Here is a 15,502-nt window from a genome sequence, read left to right on the forward strand (position 1 = left end):
TTGTCCGGCGAGGGCGGGAGACCACTCCCCGCCGTTATCGACGAAACAAGGAGAAACCCCCATGGCTGAGATCCGTTTGAGCGCCGAGAACCGCACCGAGTTCGGCAAGGGCTTCGCCCGCCGCGCCCGGGCCGTCAACAAGATCCCGGGTGTCGTGTACGGCCACGGCGAGCCGGTGCGCCACGTGCTGCTGCCGGGCCACGACCTGATGATCGCGCTGCGGACTTCCAACGTGCTGCTGAGCCTGGACTTCGGCGACGGCACGACCCAGCTGGTGCTGCCCAAGGACGTGCAGAAGGACCCGGTGAAGCGGACCCTGGAGCACGTGGACCTGCTGCTGGTCCGCCAGGGCGAGAAGGTCACCGTCGACGTCGCGGTCACCCCGGTCGGCGAGGTCGTCACCGGCGCGGTGCTGGACCAGCCGCTGACCTCGGTGTCGGTGCTGACCGAGGCCACCCACATCCCGACCTCCTTCGAGGTGGACGTGGAGAAGAAGGAGGAGGGCTTCCAGCTCTTCGCCCGCGACCTTCAGCTGCCGGAAGGCGTCGAGCTGCTGACCGACGGCGACCAGCTGGTGCTGCATGTCGCCGCGACCCGCGGCGAGGTGTCCGAGGAGGCCGCCGAGGCCGCCGAGGGCGAGGGCGACGCCGGCGACGCCGCTGGGGAGTAAGCACTCTCAGCCCCGCTATCCTGGTCGTCATGACCACCACCGAGGCCCGCGATCAACTCTGGTTGATCGCGGGCCTCGGCGCTGTGCTCTCGGCGCCGCAAGCGGCGCGGCGGGGGCTCTGCCACCCGTACCCCCGATCCGGACGGCCGACATGACCAATGCTCCCGAAACCCGCGACCAGCTTTGGCTCGTGGTCGGACTGGGCAACCCCGGCCCCGGGTACGCCGGGAACCGGCACAACGCCGGGTTCATGGTCGCGGACCTGTTGGCCGCGCGGGTCGGCGGCAAGTTCAAGTCGCACAAGGCCCGGGCGGACGTCGTCGAGGGCCGGCTGGGCATCGGCGGGCCGCGGGTGGTGCTGGCCAAGCCGAAGACGTTCATGAACCTGTCCGGCGGCCCGGTGAAGGCGCTGCGGGACTTCTACAAGATCGAGCCTGCGACGCCTTTGCAGCCAATGCAGATCGTTGTTGTGCACGACGAACTCGACATCGACTACGGCGTGCTGCGCCTCAAGCTCGGCGGGGGCGACAACGGCCACAACGGGCTGCGCTCCATCTCCTCGGCCTTGGGGACCAAGGACTACCACCGGGTCCGCTTCGGCGTGGGACGGCCGCCGGGCCGCCAGGACCCCGCCGACTTCGTGCTGAAGGACTTCTCCTCGGTGGAGAAGAAGGAGCTGGACTACCACGTGGACCGGGCGGCCGACGCGGTCGAGGACCTGATCCGGCGCGGCCTGGTCGACGCGCAGAACATCTACCACGCGGCCTGAGAACTGACCCTCATCCACCGATCGGTGGATGCCCGGTCTCCACCTGATCGGCGCCCGGAACGAGCTCGCCGGTCGATCCGCCGACCGGGGCCGCGGGGCGATTCTTGAGGCATGCCAGCGATCGAGGTACGGAACCTCAAGAAGACATACGGCGACACCACCGCCGTGGCCGACGTCTCCTTCGAGGTCGGCGAGGGGGAGATCTTCGGGATCCTCGGGCCGAACGGTGCCGGGAAGACCACCACCGTGGAGTGCATCAGCGGTCTGCGGACGCCGGACGCCGGGGCCGTCCGCGTCCTGGGGCTGGACCCGGGACTGGACCGCGAGAACGTGCGGCAGGTGCTCGGCGTGCAGTTGCAGGAGAGTCAGCTCCCGGCGAAGATCCAGGTGCGTGAGGCCCTGGAGCTGTACGCGTCCTTCTACCGCGAGCCCGCCGATGTCGGTCGGCTCCTGGCGCAGTGGGAGCTGACCGAGAAGGCCACGGCCCGCTTCGGCAAGCTGTCCGGCGGCCAGAAGCAGCGCCTGGCCGTGGCGCTGGCGATGGTCGGCAATCCGCGCGTGGTGGTGCTCGACGAGCTGACCACCGGGCTGGACCCGCACGCCCGCCGCACGGCCTGGGAGATGGTCGAGCAGGTCCGCGCGGCCGGGGTCACCGTGCTGCTGGTCACCCACTTCATGGAGGAGGCCGAGCGGTTGTGCGACCGGGTCGCGATCATCGACGCCGGCCGGGTGGTGGCCGTGGACACCCCGGCCGGGCTGGCGGCGTACGGGTCGGCGGCGGGGCAGCGGATGCGGTTCCGGCCGTCGGCGCCGGTCCAGGACGCGCTGTTGCTGGCGCTGCCCGAAGTGAGCAGCGTCGAGCGGCACGGCGCGTACCTGGAGGTCGCCGGGAACTCCGAGGTGATCGGCGCGGTGACGGCCCTCCTGGCCCGCCGCCAGATCATCGCCGCCGAACTGCGGGTCGAGCAGAACAGCCTGGACGACGCCTTCATCGCGCTGACCAGCCACCCGGGCGACTCGGACGGCCCGCACCACACCAGCCGCACCACCTCTGAGGAGTCCCGATGAGCGCCACCACCGCCTCGCCACGCCTGCTCCCCGAATTCCGTATGACCGGCAACGGGTTCCGCACGCTGGTCCGCACCCAGGCCCGGCTGCTGCGGCGGGAGCCCGCGATCGTCCTGTCCGGAATCGCTTTGCCGGTGGCGCTGATCATCGTCTTCGGCGTGATCCCGGCGTTCGGCAAGCCGTCGGCCTCGCTCGGCGGCAAGACGACGCTGGACGTCTACGTGCCCACGTTCGCGATGCTCTCGTCGGTGCTGACGGCCTTCACCGCGTTGCCGGTCTCGTTCGCCGACCTGCGTGAGCGCGGCGTGCTGCGGCGGCTGGCGGTGTCGCCGGTGCCGGCCGCCGGACTGCTCGCGGCGCAGGTGACCGTGATCGCCGCGACCGCCGCCGCGACGGCGGCCGCGGTGGTGCTGATCGGGGTGGTCGGGTTCGGGGCCACGCTGCCGGCGAACCCCGCGCTGATGCTGGCGTCCTATGTACTGGGGACGACGGCTTTGCTGGCGCTCGGACTCCTGATCTCGGCACTCGCGCCGTCCGCCGGGGTTGCCACCGCGTTCGGAGTGCCTACGATGATCCTGAACTTCTTCTTCGCCGGCGTCTATGTTCCGCTGCAATCGATGCCGCACGTGCTGCGCGACCTCAGCGGGTTCGTGCCGTACGGCGCGATCGTGGACACCTGGTCCGGCAGCGGGGCGGCCTGGCAGCATCTGGCGGTCCTGGCCGGTTACACGGTCGTCGGCGCGCTGGCGGCGGCCCGAGTCTTCAAGTGGGAGTAATGGAAACGGCCACTATCCAGCGGTGGATACCGTATGCGGGGCTGGCGATCTCTGCGCCGCTGGCCCTGATCATCGGGCCCAAGACCACGGCGTACTACGCCGTGGTCGTCGGGGTCTCGACCGTCACGGCGCTGTGGCTGCTCTGGGGGATGCCCCTGTGGATGCAGGAGACGCAGGGACGGGCGCCCGTGGGGTGGCGCCCGGTGGTCTACTACGTGGGCCTGCTGGCGTTGATCATGACGCTGGTGGCGATCAGCCCGCTGTTCGGGTTCTTCGCCTTCATCGGGTACCTGCACGCCCAGATCCTGCCGGGGCGGTGGAACCTGGCCGGTGTGGTCGGCACCGCCGCGGCGATCGCGGCCTGCCAGATGGGCGGCGTCCACAACATCCACGGCCTGGGGATCTTTTTCTACATCATCCTCTTCCTGGTCAACGGAATGATCGCCGGGTCCATGACGGTCGCCGGCACGGCCGAGGACGCCCACCGCCGGGAGCTGGCCGAGGCCAACCAGCGGCTGCACGAGATGCTGGAGGAGAACGCCGGACTGCACGCACAGCTGGTGGCGCAGGCCCGGGAGGCCGGCGTCATGGACGAGCGGCAGCGGCTGGCCGGGGAGATCCACGACACCATCGCCCAGGGGCTCACCGGCATCGTGCGGCAGCTGGAGGTCGTGGAGCGGTTCGACGAGGACGCGCAGAAGCGGCAGCACCACCTGGACTTGGCGCGCGAGCTGGCCCGGGAGAGCCTGGCCGAGGCGCGCCGGTCGGTGCAGGCGCTGCGGCCCGGGCCGCTGGCCGCCGCCCAGCTGCCGGAGGCCCTGACCGAACTGACGGCCGCGTGGTCCCGGACCGCCGGGATCGACGCCCGGGTCGAGGTCAGCGGCGAGGCCGTGGCGCTGCCGCCGGAGGTCGAGGTGGTGCTGTTCCGGGCCGCGCAGGAGGCCCTGGCGAACGCCGACAAGTACTCGGGCGCGGCCCGGGTCGGGGTGACGCTGTCCTACACGCCGGACGTGGTGGTGCTGGACGTCGTCGACGACGGATCCGGGTTCGACAGCGCCGGGCTGGCCGCCGCCGGACCGTCGGCGAACGGCACCGGCTACGGGCTGGCCGCGATGCGCTCGCGGCTGGGGCAGATCGGCGGGACCCTGACCATCGAGAGCGAACCCGGCGACGGGACCGCGATCAGCGCGGCGGTTCCGGCTCCGGCTCCGGGCTGTCCGGTGTTCGGCGTCACGCCCGGGACCATGGTGGCGACCGGTGCGTGGGCCGCTCCGGTGGCGACCGCGGCGGGTTGAGAACCGGTGGAGCTGAGCGGGGATGAGCGGCCGCGCGCGACCTGGGAGCTCGCCCATTGAACGGTTCCGATCGGGGACCGCACCGGGGGATGATGGACCGCATGCCCGCTGACTCGATTCCCCTCCGGCTGCTGATCGTGGACGACCATCCGATCGTCCGCGACGGTCTGCGTGGTGTCTTCGACGGGGAAGAGGGCTTCGAGGTCGTCGGCGAGGCCGCCGACGGGGCGCAGGCCCTGGTGTGCGCCGCGCAGTCCCGCCCCGACGTGATCCTGATGGATCTGCGGATGCCGACCATGGGCGGGGTCGAGGCCATCGGCCGGCTGCGGGCCGATCAGCCTGATATCAGGGTCCTGGTTCTGACCACGTACGACACCGAATCCGACGTCCTGCCCGCGATCGAGGCCGGGGCCACCGGTTATCTGCTGAAGGACGCGCCGCGCGAAGACCTCATCCGGGCCGTCCGGGCCGCCGCCGCGGGTCAGCCGGTGCTGGCGCCGACGGTCGCGCAGCGGTTGATGACCCGGGTCCAGGCCCCCGCTCCGGCCGCCGGGCCGGCCGGCGAGGCGCTGACCGACCGCGAACTGGAAGTCCTGCGCCTGGTCGCCTCCGGCGCCACCAACCGCGAGACGGCCCGTCAACTGTTCATCAGCGAGGCCACGGTCAAGACGCACCTGCTGCACACGTACGCCAAGCTCGGCGTCCGCGACCGCGCCGCCGCGGTCGGCGAGGCCTACAAGCGCGGCCTGCTCACCTGAGCGGCGCGGCGTCGCCGCCGCCTCAAAGGAGCGTCTTCAGCTTCGCGGCGGTCTCGCCGACCTGGTAGCCCTCGGCCAACCGCTCGAAGAGCACGATGTCGGCCACCATGTGGTCGGTCCGCAGGTGCTTGATCTCCTGGTACTCCGGCGAGGCCCACCAGGCCCACACGGCTTCCAGATCGGGGAACTCGATGAGGATCATGTCCCCGTCCCACGAGCCCTCCACGACGTCCTTCTGCCCGCCGTGGAAGGCGAAGTGCCCGCCGAAGGGGTCCATCGTCGCCTGGATCCGTTCCAGGTACTCCACTATGTCCGGGCAGAGTTCGACGGACCGGACGTGGGCCAGTGCGTAGGCGGTCATCTCTTCTGGTCTCCTCAAGCTGTCGTATTCGCTGACGAGATCAAGGTTCGCAGGGGCGTGACACCTGGCGCGATTACCTCCGGGGTAATACATTCGTGACCCACGGGAGGGGCCGATTCAGCGCTTAACCTGGGAGTTGTGGATGTCGTCGTCGTTGGGAATGGTCCTGAACGGATTCATCGCCGCCGCGGTCGTGGGGATCTGTGTGTCGGGGCTGTTCAAGCGCGGCAGGGAGCGCCGCGTGGCGCGGGTCAGTGGCAGCGTCGAGGGGTACGACGCATCGATCAGATGAGAGCTGAAAGCCTTTAGCGGCTTCACGAGCATTGCGGGCGGCGTCTGTAGACGCCGCCCGCTTTCGTTACCTTCGGCCCTCGGCCCGGTTCGTTACCTCCGCGCCCGCGGCTCAGCCGGTGTTCTTCAGCCCGGCGGCGATGCCGTTCACCGACAGCAGCAGGGCCCGCGCCAGGTCCGGGTCCACCGGCCGGCCCTCCTTCGCCGCCTCGCGCTGCCGCTTGAGCAGCGAGACCTGAAGGTAGGAGATCGGGTCCAGGTACATGTCGCGCACCCGCAGCGTCCGGGCCAGCGTCTCGTTCTGTCCCAGCAGCTCCGACTCGCCGGTGATCCGCAGCACCTCGGCGACGGTGCGCTCGTACTCCTCGGTGATGGTGTCGAAGAAGTGGTGCAGCTCGCGCGGCACCAGGGTCTCGACGTAGTGCCGGGCGATCCGCAGGTCCGTCTTGGCCAGCGTCATCGAGACGTTGCTGAGGAAGTTGCGGAAGAAGTGCCAGCGCTCATACATGTCCTGCCAGTCCACTCCGGCGAACTCGGGGTTCTGCCGGACCGCGGCCAGCCCGGTACCGACGCCGAACCAGCCCGGCACGATCTGCCGCGACTGGGTCCAGCCGAACACCCACGGGATCGCGCGCAGACCGTCGATGCCCGCCGAGGTGTCCGGGCGGCGGGACGGCCGCGACCCCAGGTGCAGGTCGCCGAGCAGGTCCACCGGCGTCGAGGCGAAGAAGTAGGCCGGCAGGTCCGGGTGCTCGACCAGTTCCCGGTAGCGGTCCTGGCCCGCCGCGGACACCTCTTCCATGGTCGCCGACCAGGTCGCCAGGTCCTCCGCGGACTGGCGCGGCGCCCGGTGCAGGACCGTGGCCTCCAGGGTCGCGGCGAGCGTCAGCTCCAGGTTCTCCCGGGCCAGCGCCGGGATCGCGTACTTGTCCGAGATGACCTCGCCCTGCTCGGTCACCTTGATCTCGCCGTCGAGCGTGCCCCACGGCTGGGCCAGGATCGCGTCGTGCGACGGGCCGCCGCCGCGGCCGACGCTGCCGCCGCGGCCGTGGAACAGCCGCACGCGCACGCCGTGCCGCATCGCGGTGTCGCGCAGTTCGCGCTGCGCGCGGTGGATCTCCCATTGCGAGGTGGAGATCCCGCCCATCTTGTTGGAGTCGCTGTAGCCGAGCATGACCTCCTGCACGCCGCCGCGCGCCGCGACGATCGCCGCGTAGGAGGGGTCGGACAGCATCTCGTCCAGGATCGCGCCGGCGATCTTCAGCTCCTCCGGCGTCTCCAGCAGCGGCACGAAGCCGATGGCCGCGGTGTGCGCGTGCACGTCCACCAGCCCGGCCTCGCGGGCCAGCACCACGGCCGCGAACAGGTCGTCCACGCCACGGGTCATCGACACGATGTAGGACTCGATGACGTCCGGACCGTACTTCTCGAAGGCGGTGCGGATCGCGGTGAACACCCCGAAGGTCTTTACCCCGGCGGCGTCCAGCAGGGTCTCGGCCGGCACCTGGCCCAGCGGCGACAGCGGCCGCGAGGACGCCAGCTCCTTGGCCAGCAGCCGGGTCCGGTACTCCCGCGGCAGGTCCGCGTAGCGCCACGGTTGGTCGCCGAGCCGGTCGAAGAGCTGGGCCAGCACGTGGTGGTGGGCGTCGGCGTGCTCGCGCACGTCGAGCACCGCGTGGTGCAGGCCGAAGGCGGCGATCGCGCGGATCGCGGTCTCCAGCTCGCCGGTGGCGATCAGCTCGCCGCGGTCGGCGTACAGCGAATCGCGCATCAGCGACAGGTCGCGCAGCAGCTCGGCGGTGCCCAGGTAGTCCCGGCGCGGGTCGTGCCGGCGGCCCTCGGCGATGCGGGTCCGGGTGTTGATGATCTTCTGCCGGATCGTCGTCGCCTTGAGCCGGTAGGGCTCCTCGGCGTTCAACCGCTTGTAGCGGCCGGGGATCTCGGGCAGCGCCTCCAGATCGGCGTCCAGCGACGCCTGCAACTCCGCGGTCGGCGCGGCGATCCGCTCGGAGGTGGACAGCAGCTCGCGCAGCGAGTCCATCGCGGCCAGCGCGGTCCGGATCGCGTGCTCGTGCTGGAGCTCCAGTACGTCCAGCGTCATCTGCGGGGTGACGTTCGGGTTGCCGTCCCGGTCGCCGCCGATCCAGGAGCCGAAGCTGAGCGGGCGCGCGGTCAGCGGCAGCTCGATGCCCAGCCGCCGCAGCTCGAAGGCCAGCTCCTCCAGCACCTCCGGGGCGGCGTGCGCGGCCAGCTCGTCCAGGTAGTAGACGGCGTTGCGGGCCTCGTCGACCGGCTCGGGCCGGGTGATCCGCAGCTCGTCGGTCTGCCACAGCTGCTCGACGGTCTCGGCCAGCCGGCGCTCGTTGCCCGGGGTCTGCGGGGCCTCCAGCAGTTCGGCCACCTTGCGCAGCTTCGCCAGCACGGTGCGGCGCGCCGCCTCGGTCGGGTGCGCGGTGAAGACCGGCCGGACCGACAGGTGCTGGACCGCGTCGGCGGCGGTGCCGGCCAGGCCGGCGGCCTGGATCCGGTCCACCGCCTGGCCCAGCCACGAGCCCTCGGCCGCGCGGGTGGCGGCCAGCTCCCGGCCGCGCTGGACCTGCTCGGCGGTGTTGGCGAGGTTGAAATAGGCGGTGAACGCGCGGACCAGCTTGATGGCCTGCCCGGGGTCCACCGCGGCGAGCAGTTCGGACACGTCGGCGCCCTGCTTGCCCAGGGTCCGGACGGCCTCGACCTGCTCCAGCAACTCCGGACCGTGCTGGCGGACCAGGGTCTGGCCCAGCAGGTCCCCCAAGCGGCGGATGGCCGCGCGCAGCTCGGCGTCGTCGGCGGGGCGGGCTGTGTGGTCGTTCGGGCTATCTGCCGGGGTCTGCACGGCGGCGTCGTCGGACTGGGGCGACGGTACGGCGGACACAAGAGCCTCCTGATGCCTGGCTGGATCGTCCCACTCCCGCCCACTCTAAGCTGGGGCGCGAATCCTGCCGATCTCCGTCCGGCTACTGGACTTGTTACCGGACTGAAACATCGGGCCTTCCTAGACCCGGAGATCGGCCATAAAGTGAACCGATATCCCAGGACTTGAAACGGGGGCACACGTGGCCGCTACTGATCCCGGCGCGGCCGTGGGCTCCCAGCCCCCGGAACCGCCTTTCGGCGACGGCTACGGCAGGTCTGGCGGCGGCGACGGTTTCGGCGCCGAGCACGGCTATGGCACTGGGCAAGGCTATGGCGCCCAGCACGGCTACGGCACGGAGCGGGGCTACGGGGAGCAGGGCTACGGGGAGCAGGGCTACGGCGCGGAGCAGCGCTACGGCGCTCAGCACGACTTCGGTACCGGGAACGGCTACGATCCGGTCGCTGACCTCGGCCCGGCCGCCGATCCGGCGGTCACCGGCGCCGCCGAGGAGACCGAGCCCGCGGCGGTTCCCAGCCGGGGCGGCGGCCGGCGGGCCGCCAAGCAGGTCAAGCGCCGACGGATCCCGGCCTGGCTGGAGATCCTGGGCTATGTGGTCGTCTCGCTGGCCCTGACCTCGCTGATCAAGACCTTCCTGGTCCAGATGTACTACATCCCCTCGCCGTCGATGGAACCGACGACGTACAAGGGCGACCGGGTCTTCGTCGACAAGCTGTCCAGCTGGTTCGGCGGCGCTCCGGCGCAGGGCCAGGTCATCGTCTTCCACGACCCGGACAACTGGCTGGAGAGCAGCACCGGCAGCACCGGCGCCATCAACCTGCCGGACGTCCTGGCCGCCGTCGGCATCCTGCCGGACCAGCACGACGACCTGCTGATCAAGCGGATCATCGGGGTCGGCGGGGACACCATCGAGTGCAAGACCCAGAACGGCCCGGTGTACCGCAACGGCGTCGCGCTCACCGAGTCCTACATCATGAACGGCCCCACGAACGGCATGCCCTGCTACAACGGCGTCTACAAGGTGACCGTGCCGAAGGGCTACCTGTGGGTGCTCGGCGACAACCGCGAGCACTCCGGCGACTCCTCGTGGAACTACCTGAAGAAGGGTGGGAACGCGGGCTTCGTGCCGACCAAGAACGTGGTCGGGCACGTGGTCGGGGTCGTGTCCTGGCTGCGGGACGACCACCCGGCGGGTTCGTAGGGGATTCGGCGAACTTTTCCCCGGCGGTGGTTGAGAGTTCTTCGTCCTCTGCGGACACTTTGGGAGCCCTCACCAAGAACCGCTAGGAGTCTGCCTCCATGACCGCAGTGAATCGCCGCCGGTTCCTCCAGCTCACCGGCGGCACCGCCGCCGCGTCCGCGTTGCCGGTGCTGACCGCGAGCATCGCCCGGGCCGCCGCCGTGGCGCCGAACCGGCGCACCGGCACCATCAAGGACATCGAGCACGTGGTGATCCTCATGCAGGAGAACCGCAGTTTCGACCACTACTTCGGCACCCTGCGCGGCGTTCGCGGCTTCGGGGACCCGCGACCGGCCAAGCTGCCCGACGGCAAGCCCGTCTGGCACCAGAGCGACGCCTCGGGCAACGAGATCCTGCCCTGGCGGCCGGACGGCGTGCCGAACCTCGGCCTGAAGTTCCTGGACGGCCTGGACCACTCCTGGAACGGCGGGCACCAGGCCTGGAACAACGGGAATTACGACCAGTGGATCCCGGCCAAGGGTCCCGGCACGATGGCCCATTTCGAACGCCAGGACATCCCGTTCCACTACGCGCTGGCCGACGCCTTCACGGTCTGCGACGCCTACCACTGCTCGCTGATGACCTCGACCGATCCGAACCGCTATTACCTGTGGACCGGCTTCACCGGCAACGACGGCAAGGCCGGTGGCCCGGTCCTGGACAACGCCGAGGCCGGTTACGACTGGACCACCTACCCCGAGCGTCTTCAGGCCGCCGGGGTCTCCTGGAAGATCTACCAGGACACCGGCACCGGGCTGGACAAGAACGGTTCCTGGGGCTGGACCGACGACGCCTACATCGGCAACTACGGCGACACCTCGGTGCTGTACTTCCACCAGTACCAGAACGCCAAGCCCGGCGACGCGCTCTATGAGAACGCCCGCACCGGCACCAACGCCGCGGCCGGGCAGAGCTACTTCGACCTGCTGGCCCAGGACGTGAAGAACGGCAAGCTGCCGCAGGTCTCGTGGATCACCGCGCCGGAGGCCTTCAGCGAGCACCCGAACTGGCCGGTGAACTACGGCGCCTGGTACGTCGCCCAGGTTCTCGACATCCTGGCTTCGGACGAGGACCTGTGGAGCAAGACCGCGCTGTTCATCATGTACGACGAGAACGACGGCTTCTTCGACCACGTGGTCCCGCCGTTCGTCCCCGGCGGCCCGGTCGGCGGCGCCTCCACGGTCGACACCTCGACCGAGTACTACTCGGCCGGCCACGGCTTCGACTCCGGCTCCTACGGCCTGGGCCTGCGGGTGCCGATGTTCGTGGTCTCGCCGTGGAGCAAGGGCGGCTGGGTGGACTCCCAGACCTTCGACCACACCTCGGTGATCCGGTTCCTGGAGCAGCGGTTCGGCGTGCACGAGCCGAACATCTCGCCCTGGCGCCGGGCCGTCTGCGGCGACCTGACCAGCGCCTTCGACTTCGGCCTGGGCCACAGCGAGGTCCCGGCGCTGCCGAGCACCGCCTCGTACGTGCCGCCGGACCACGCCCGGCACAACAGCTATCCCGTGACCCTGCCGGCGAACGCGACGATGCCGAAGCAGGAGGCCGGCCGGCGCCCCGCCCGCGCGTTGCCGTACGACCTGGCGGCGGACGGCCGGATCGCGGGCGGGGCGCTGCGGATCGGCTTCGCCAGCCACGGCCCGGTCGGCGCGGCCTTCGTGGTGACTTCGACCACTGACAAGACCGGCCCGTGGAGCTACACGGTCGGCGCGCGGCAGGACATCGCCGGCTCCTGGAAGCTCACCGGCGCCTACGACTACGACGTGCGCGGGGCCAACGGCTTCCTGCGCGAGTTCAAGGGCGACGCCGCGAAGGCCGGGCTGGAGGTCGTGGCCGAACACGTGGGCCACAGCCAGAACCTGTTGCTGACGCTGACCAACACCGGCTCGGCCGACGTCACCGTGACCGTCACCGACTCCTACGGCTGCGACCGGGCGGCCACCCACCGGGTGCGCGCCGGGAAGCACGTGACCCACGTTGTCCACGCCGCCGAAGCCGACGGCTGGTACGACGCCACGGTCACCTCCGACCGCGACGCCACCTACGTGCGGCGGTTCGCCGGGCACGTCGAGAACGGCCGGCCCAGCGCCAGCGACCCGGCGATCATCACCGGCTGACCGGCGACGGAAGACGAGACGCCCCGGGGTTCGGACCCCGGGGCGTTTTACGCATCCCTTATTGATCGGGGGCTTACCGGGCTCGGGCGAGCATCGAAGCATGAAGTCGAGAATCGTTTCGGCCCTGGCCGTCCTGGCCTGTGTGGGCGCCCTGACCGCGTGCTCGGGCAAGGGCTCCGCCGGTACCGGCGGAGCCGGCGGCACCGCCCCGGCCGGCGCGGGCGTGACAGCCACCCCGACGTCCGGCGCCGCCGGCGGCGCGAGCGGTGTCGGCAGCGCGAGCGGTGTCGGCCGCACCGACTCCCAGGGCGTGGCGGACGACCCGGACGGCGACCTGTCGTCGCTCGACCAGCAGCTGTCCGACATCAACGGCGCCCTGAGCTCGGCCGAGCCGACCGAGACCGCCGGTGACGGCGGCTGAGCCGCGCACCGGCCGGCGAACCTTCCCTCGAATCTCCAAGGAGTGAACCCATGTCTGTTCGTACCTGTCTGAGTGTCGCCGCGATCGGTGCCGTCATCGCGGTCGGCGCGCTCGCCCTGCCGGCGAACGCCGCCACCGCCGCCGACAGCCCGGCCGCGCTGACCAAGGCCAAGGCCACCGTCACCCAGGGCATCACCGACCGGCTGACCACCCTGGGCAAGCTCCAGAGCGCGCTGCCCGGCTACAAGGACGTGCCGGACGCCGCGCGCGGCACCCTCACCCAGGTGATGTCCGCCGATGTCAGTGCTCTGACGGCGCTGAAGGCCAAGGTGGCCGGCGAGACCACGGCGGCCGCGGTCAAGGCCGACGGCCAGGCGATGGTCGACGACTACCGGGTCTACGTCCTGGTGGTGCCGCAGGTCCACCTCACGCACGCGCTGGACGTCGAGAACGCCGCGCTGGCCCGGCTGGTGAAGGTGCACGACGCCCTGGCCGACCGGCTGGCCAAGGACCCGGCCGCGGACACCGCGGCGAACAAGGACCTGCTGGCCGATCTGAGCACGGCGGTCCAGGCCGGCGACACCCGCATCGACGGCAAGGACGCCGCCCTGCTGGCCCTGAAGCCCGGGCCGGACGGCAAGGCGCTGACCGCGGCGGTCAAGGACGTCAGCGGCGCCGCCAAGGACACCCGGGACGACATCAAGAAGGCGGTCGCGGACGCCAAGAAGGTGCGCGACGCGCTGAAGGACACGCAGAGCGCTTCCAAGAGCTGACAGTGCTCTGAGACGGGCCGAGGTACCGGGACGGAGGGGACGCCGTCCTGCGCGCCGGGCGCGCCGGGTCGGGAGGCTCGGCGGGCCGAAGCCCGAAGCCCGAAGCCCAAAGTTCGAAGTTCGAAGTTCGAAGTTCGAGGTCGCCCACTGAATCAGTGAACTGAGCACCGCGTCGCCGGACCTCCGGCCGGCGAACCGGTGCCGGGGCAGGGTCGGTGCCGGGGCGGAATCGAGGCAAGGACAATCGATACAAGGACAAAGGAAAAGCCCCGCGGGTCGCGTACCCGCGGGGCTTTTCGTTTGTCTTGCGAATCACTCTGACGAGTGATGTGCGGCTGTCGCCCGATCGGGCGGCGGGGGAGATCAGGCCCCGCCGCCGTGCTCGGAAGGTGCCGGAGCGGACTCCGGCACGCGACGTCGCCAGTGGGTGCCGGACCTTTAGAGGTCCAGGCCGCCCTTGCCCAGCAGGCCCGAGGAGCCGACCAGGCCGCCGGCGCCGGCGCCGGCGCCGTTGTTCTGCGAGCCGGCGCCGTTCCCGGTGGCGTGCGAGCTGCTGCTGTCGCCCGCGCCCACGCTGCCGTGGGTGTTGTTGCCGGCCTGCGACGAACCCTGGTTCGAGGTGCAGGAGTTGTCGTAGGTGTCGGTGGTGATGTTGCCGTTGCTCAGCACGTTCAGGTTCGCGTGCTCCAGCAGGTGGTTCAGGCTCACGCCGACCGGCACCAGGCCGACCAGGCCCTGCGCGGTCAGGTCCGGAACGGTGTGGTCCGCCAGGCAGCCCAGGTTCGGGGAGACGTTGACGTTGTTCAGCGCGTTCACGGGGATGAGGCCGCCCTGGCCGACGTTATTGTCGCCGGCCTTGTGGTGCTCGCTGCCGCCGTTCCAGGCGTCGTCGGTCGCCGCGGAGGCGATGCCGGCCATGCCCACGACACCCGCGCTGGCGAGCGCGGCGATAACGGTGGCGTGCTTCAGAAATGCCATGTTGATCGTTCTTTCCGGTAGATGTGGATCGGTGTTGACCGGACGGGCAGAGTTGCCGAAGCCCGCCACCTTGGTGCTTTGAACCATACTGCCATTCCCGAAGAATCGTATATCAATCGAGGAGCAGCATGGTCAAAGACGTTTTGGGTGATTCATTGGACGTCATTCTTCGTACTTTCCGTACCGGTCCTCCTGGCCCTGAACTGGTCGATCGTCGTGTTAACGGCTCTGGCGGATGCGGAGCAATGCATCTTTCGGGGCAGTCGAGCGGCGATATTCCATCTCTGGTGACCCGTTCGGGGCCGACCGGCGGCACGGCGGCCGCCGGATTCCTGTGACAATCTGATCTGGCGAAGATTGGACATGTACGGAGGGGGAGTAGGGAAAGTGCGTGGGGAGGGGCGTTCAGAAGGTGGCCTGAACGCCCGCCACCGAGACGTTGCGCAGGAGCTCGAACCCGGGTCCGCCAGCGGCGGTCGGGCACGGGACGGCGGCCGGCGCTCCGGAGCCCAGCGCACCGGCCAGCGAGAGCGGCGCGAGGCACATGTTGCTCAGGACGTGGACGCCGTCGCCGTCCTGGCCTCTGTCGTCGCAGACGCGGCCCGCGGTCGGGAACACGTCCGTGGACAGCGGCTGGGACCACTGTAACGGGGCGACACACCAGTTGTCGGCGACCTTCAGCGCGTTCTCGACCGCCAGGACGCCCGGGGTCGGGACGGCCTTCGGTGCGGTCGCCGGCGCTCGGGTCCTCAACGGGGCGGTCGTCGCCGCGGCGGGCCCGGCGCAGGCCAGGCCGCCACCGAGCGTCGCGGCGGCGGCTGCCGTCGCGGTCAGGATTGCCCGGGTACGCAACGTCGGTACTCCCTTGACTTCCAAGCACGGGCCCGGCGGTTCGGTGCCGGGCCCGTCGGCGTTCGGTTAGAGCAGACCGCCCAGGGCGCTGCCGACGATCGGCAGGCCGCCGACGGCGTTCCCGGCGGCCGGGGTCGCCGCGGCCGGAGCCTGGGCGTCGGCCGGGGTCATCGCGGCCGGAGCCTCGGGGGCCCACTGGTCACCGGGCGGGCACGGGTT

General features: G+C 70.6%; 16 protein-coding genes. 12 read left to right on the plus strand and 4 right to left on the minus strand.

The window, feature by feature from the left end; genetic code table 11:
• Positions 1-61 precede the first annotated feature (61 nt).
• The 6 genes from IZR01_RS26790 to IZR01_RS26815 all read left to right on the plus strand — a co-directional run bounded on the left by IZR01_RS26790 (position 62) and on the right by IZR01_RS26815 (position 5,336).
• Positions 62-670, plus strand: coding sequence for a 50S ribosomal protein L25/general stress protein Ctc (locus IZR01_RS26790; RefSeq protein ID WP_194894640.1), 609 nt, complete (start codon positions 62-64; stop codon positions 668-670).
• 151 nt (positions 671-821) lie between these two features.
• Entirely contained in the window at positions 822-1,439 is a 618-nt protein-coding gene (gene pth / locus IZR01_RS26795; protein ID WP_194925458.1) for an aminoacyl-tRNA hydrolase, read from the plus strand.
• A 111-nt stretch (positions 1,440-1,550) separates the two neighbouring features.
• Positions 1,551-2,507, plus strand: a complete 957-nt coding sequence (locus IZR01_RS26800; RefSeq protein ID WP_194894642.1) for an ABC transporter ATP-binding protein — start codon at positions 1,551-1,553, stop codon at positions 2,505-2,507.
• Positions 2,504-3,283, plus strand: a complete 780-nt coding sequence (locus IZR01_RS26805; protein WP_194894643.1) for an ABC transporter permease — start codon at positions 2,504-2,506, stop codon at positions 3,281-3,283. Before IZR01_RS26800 ends, IZR01_RS26805 begins: the two co-directional genes overlap by 4 nt.
• Positions 3,283-4,578, plus strand: coding sequence for a sensor histidine kinase (locus tag IZR01_RS26810; RefSeq protein ID WP_194894644.1), 1,296 nt, complete (start codon positions 3,283-3,285; stop codon positions 4,576-4,578). Before IZR01_RS26805 ends, IZR01_RS26810 begins: the two co-directional genes overlap by 1 nt.
• A 101-nt stretch (positions 4,579-4,679) precedes the next feature.
• A complete protein-coding gene (locus tag IZR01_RS26815; RefSeq protein ID WP_228554665.1) occupies positions 4,680-5,336 on the plus strand; it encodes a response regulator in 657 nt (218 codons plus the stop codon).
• A gap of 22 nt (positions 5,337-5,358) precedes the next feature.
• Here IZR01_RS26815 and IZR01_RS26820 read toward each other — a convergent pair whose 3' ends face one another.
• A complete protein-coding gene (locus tag IZR01_RS26820; protein ID WP_194894646.1) occupies positions 5,359-5,697 on the minus strand; it encodes a DUF1330 domain-containing protein in 339 nt (112 codons plus the stop codon).
• Positions 5,698-5,839: 142 nt separating this feature from the next.
• Here IZR01_RS26820 and IZR01_RS26825 point away from each other — a divergent pair, with 142 nt between their 5' ends.
• Entirely contained in the window at positions 5,840-5,989 is a 150-nt protein-coding gene (locus tag IZR01_RS26825; protein WP_194894647.1) for a hypothetical protein, read from the plus strand.
• A gap of 111 nt (positions 5,990-6,100) precedes the next feature.
• Here the strand turns inward: IZR01_RS26825 and ppc are convergent, their stop codons facing one another.
• Complete coding sequence (gene ppc / locus IZR01_RS26830) at positions 6,101-8,860, minus strand: phosphoenolpyruvate carboxylase (RefSeq protein WP_194894656.1); 2,760 nt, start codon at positions 8,858-8,860, stop codon at positions 6,101-6,103.
• Between the two features lie 220 nt (positions 8,861-9,080).
• Between ppc and lepB the strand changes: the two genes are divergently transcribed.
• From lepB to IZR01_RS26850, 4 genes are all read left to right on the plus strand, one after another.
• Entirely contained in the window at positions 9,081-10,100 is a 1,020-nt protein-coding gene (lepB, locus tag IZR01_RS53485; protein WP_194894648.1) for a signal peptidase I, read from the plus strand.
• A gap of 98 nt (positions 10,101-10,198) precedes the next feature.
• Positions 10,199-12,259: a phosphocholine-specific phospholipase C gene (locus IZR01_RS26840; RefSeq protein ID WP_194925459.1), complete on the plus strand. Its 2,061-nt coding sequence runs from the start codon at positions 10,199-10,201 to the stop codon at positions 12,257-12,259.
• 100 nt (positions 12,260-12,359) lie between these two features.
• The gene (locus IZR01_RS26845; RefSeq protein WP_194894650.1) at positions 12,360-12,680 is read left to right on the plus strand and encodes a hypothetical protein; all 321 of its coding nucleotides are present in this window, start codon (positions 12,360-12,362) and stop codon (positions 12,678-12,680) included.
• A gap of 50 nt (positions 12,681-12,730) precedes the next feature.
• Entirely contained in the window at positions 12,731-13,453 is a 723-nt protein-coding gene (locus tag IZR01_RS26850) for a hypothetical protein (RefSeq protein ID WP_194925460.1), read from the plus strand.
• Positions 13,454-13,891: 438 nt separating this feature from the next.
• Here the strand turns inward: IZR01_RS26850 and IZR01_RS26855 are convergent, their stop codons facing one another.
• Complete coding sequence (locus tag IZR01_RS26855) at positions 13,892-14,431, minus strand: hypothetical protein (RefSeq protein ID WP_194894652.1); 540 nt, start codon at positions 14,429-14,431, stop codon at positions 13,892-13,894.
• Positions 14,432-14,559: 128 nt separating this feature from the next.
• Between IZR01_RS26855 and IZR01_RS26860 the strand changes: the two genes are divergently transcribed.
• Positions 14,560-14,769: a hypothetical protein gene (locus IZR01_RS26860; protein ID WP_194925461.1), complete on the plus strand. Its 210-nt coding sequence runs from the start codon at positions 14,560-14,562 to the stop codon at positions 14,767-14,769.
• A 67-nt stretch (positions 14,770-14,836) separates the two neighbouring features.
• Here IZR01_RS26860 and IZR01_RS26865 read toward each other — a convergent pair whose 3' ends face one another.
• Positions 14,837-15,283 (minus strand): hypothetical protein, encoded by a 447-nt coding sequence (locus IZR01_RS26865; protein WP_194925462.1) that lies wholly within the window; start codon positions 15,281-15,283, stop codon positions 14,837-14,839.
• Between the last annotated feature and the right edge of the window lie 219 nt (positions 15,284-15,502).

It is taken from the genome of Catenulispora pinisilvae (genome assembly GCF_015356865.1).
In the GTDB taxonomy this organism is placed as follows: domain Bacteria; phylum Actinomycetota; class Actinomycetes; order Streptomycetales; family Catenulisporaceae; genus Catenulispora; species Catenulispora pinisilvae.

Excerpts from the sequence above, each read along its gene's own strand:
- IZR01_RS26790 (WP_194894640.1), top strand. The coding sequence starts at position 62 with ATGGCTGAGATCCGTTTGAGCGCCGAGAACCGCACCGAGTTCGGCAAG.
- pth (WP_194925458.1), top strand. The coding sequence starts at position 822 with ATGACCAATGCTCCCGAAACCCGCGACCAGCTTTGGCTCGTGGTCGGA.
- IZR01_RS26800 (WP_194894642.1), top strand. The coding sequence starts at position 1,551 with ATGCCAGCGATCGAGGTACGGAACCTCAAGAAGACATACGGCGACACC.
- IZR01_RS26805 (WP_194894643.1), top strand. The coding sequence starts at position 2,504 with ATGAGCGCCACCACCGCCTCGCCACGCCTGCTCCCCGAATTCCGTATG.
- IZR01_RS26810 (WP_194894644.1), top strand. The coding sequence starts at position 3,283 with ATGGAAACGGCCACTATCCAGCGGTGGATACCGTATGCGGGGCTGGCG.
- IZR01_RS26815 (WP_228554665.1), top strand. The coding sequence starts at position 4,680 with ATGCCCGCTGACTCGATTCCCCTCCGGCTGCTGATCGTGGACGACCAT.
- IZR01_RS26820 (WP_194894646.1), bottom strand. The coding sequence starts at position 5,697 with ATGACCGCCTACGCACTGGCCCACGTCCGGTCCGTCGAACTCTGCCCG.
- IZR01_RS26825 (WP_194894647.1), top strand. The coding sequence starts at position 5,840 with ATGTCGTCGTCGTTGGGAATGGTCCTGAACGGATTCATCGCCGCCGCG.
- IZR01_RS26840 (WP_194925459.1), top strand. The coding sequence starts at position 10,199 with ATGACCGCAGTGAATCGCCGCCGGTTCCTCCAGCTCACCGGCGGCACC.
- IZR01_RS26845 (WP_194894650.1), top strand. The coding sequence starts at position 12,360 with ATGAAGTCGAGAATCGTTTCGGCCCTGGCCGTCCTGGCCTGTGTGGGC.
- IZR01_RS26850 (WP_194925460.1), top strand. The coding sequence starts at position 12,731 with ATGTCTGTTCGTACCTGTCTGAGTGTCGCCGCGATCGGTGCCGTCATC.
- IZR01_RS26855 (WP_194894652.1), bottom strand. The coding sequence starts at position 14,431 with ATGGCATTTCTGAAGCACGCCACCGTTATCGCCGCGCTCGCCAGCGCG.
- IZR01_RS26860 (WP_194925461.1), top strand. The coding sequence starts at position 14,560 with ATGGTCAAAGACGTTTTGGGTGATTCATTGGACGTCATTCTTCGTACT.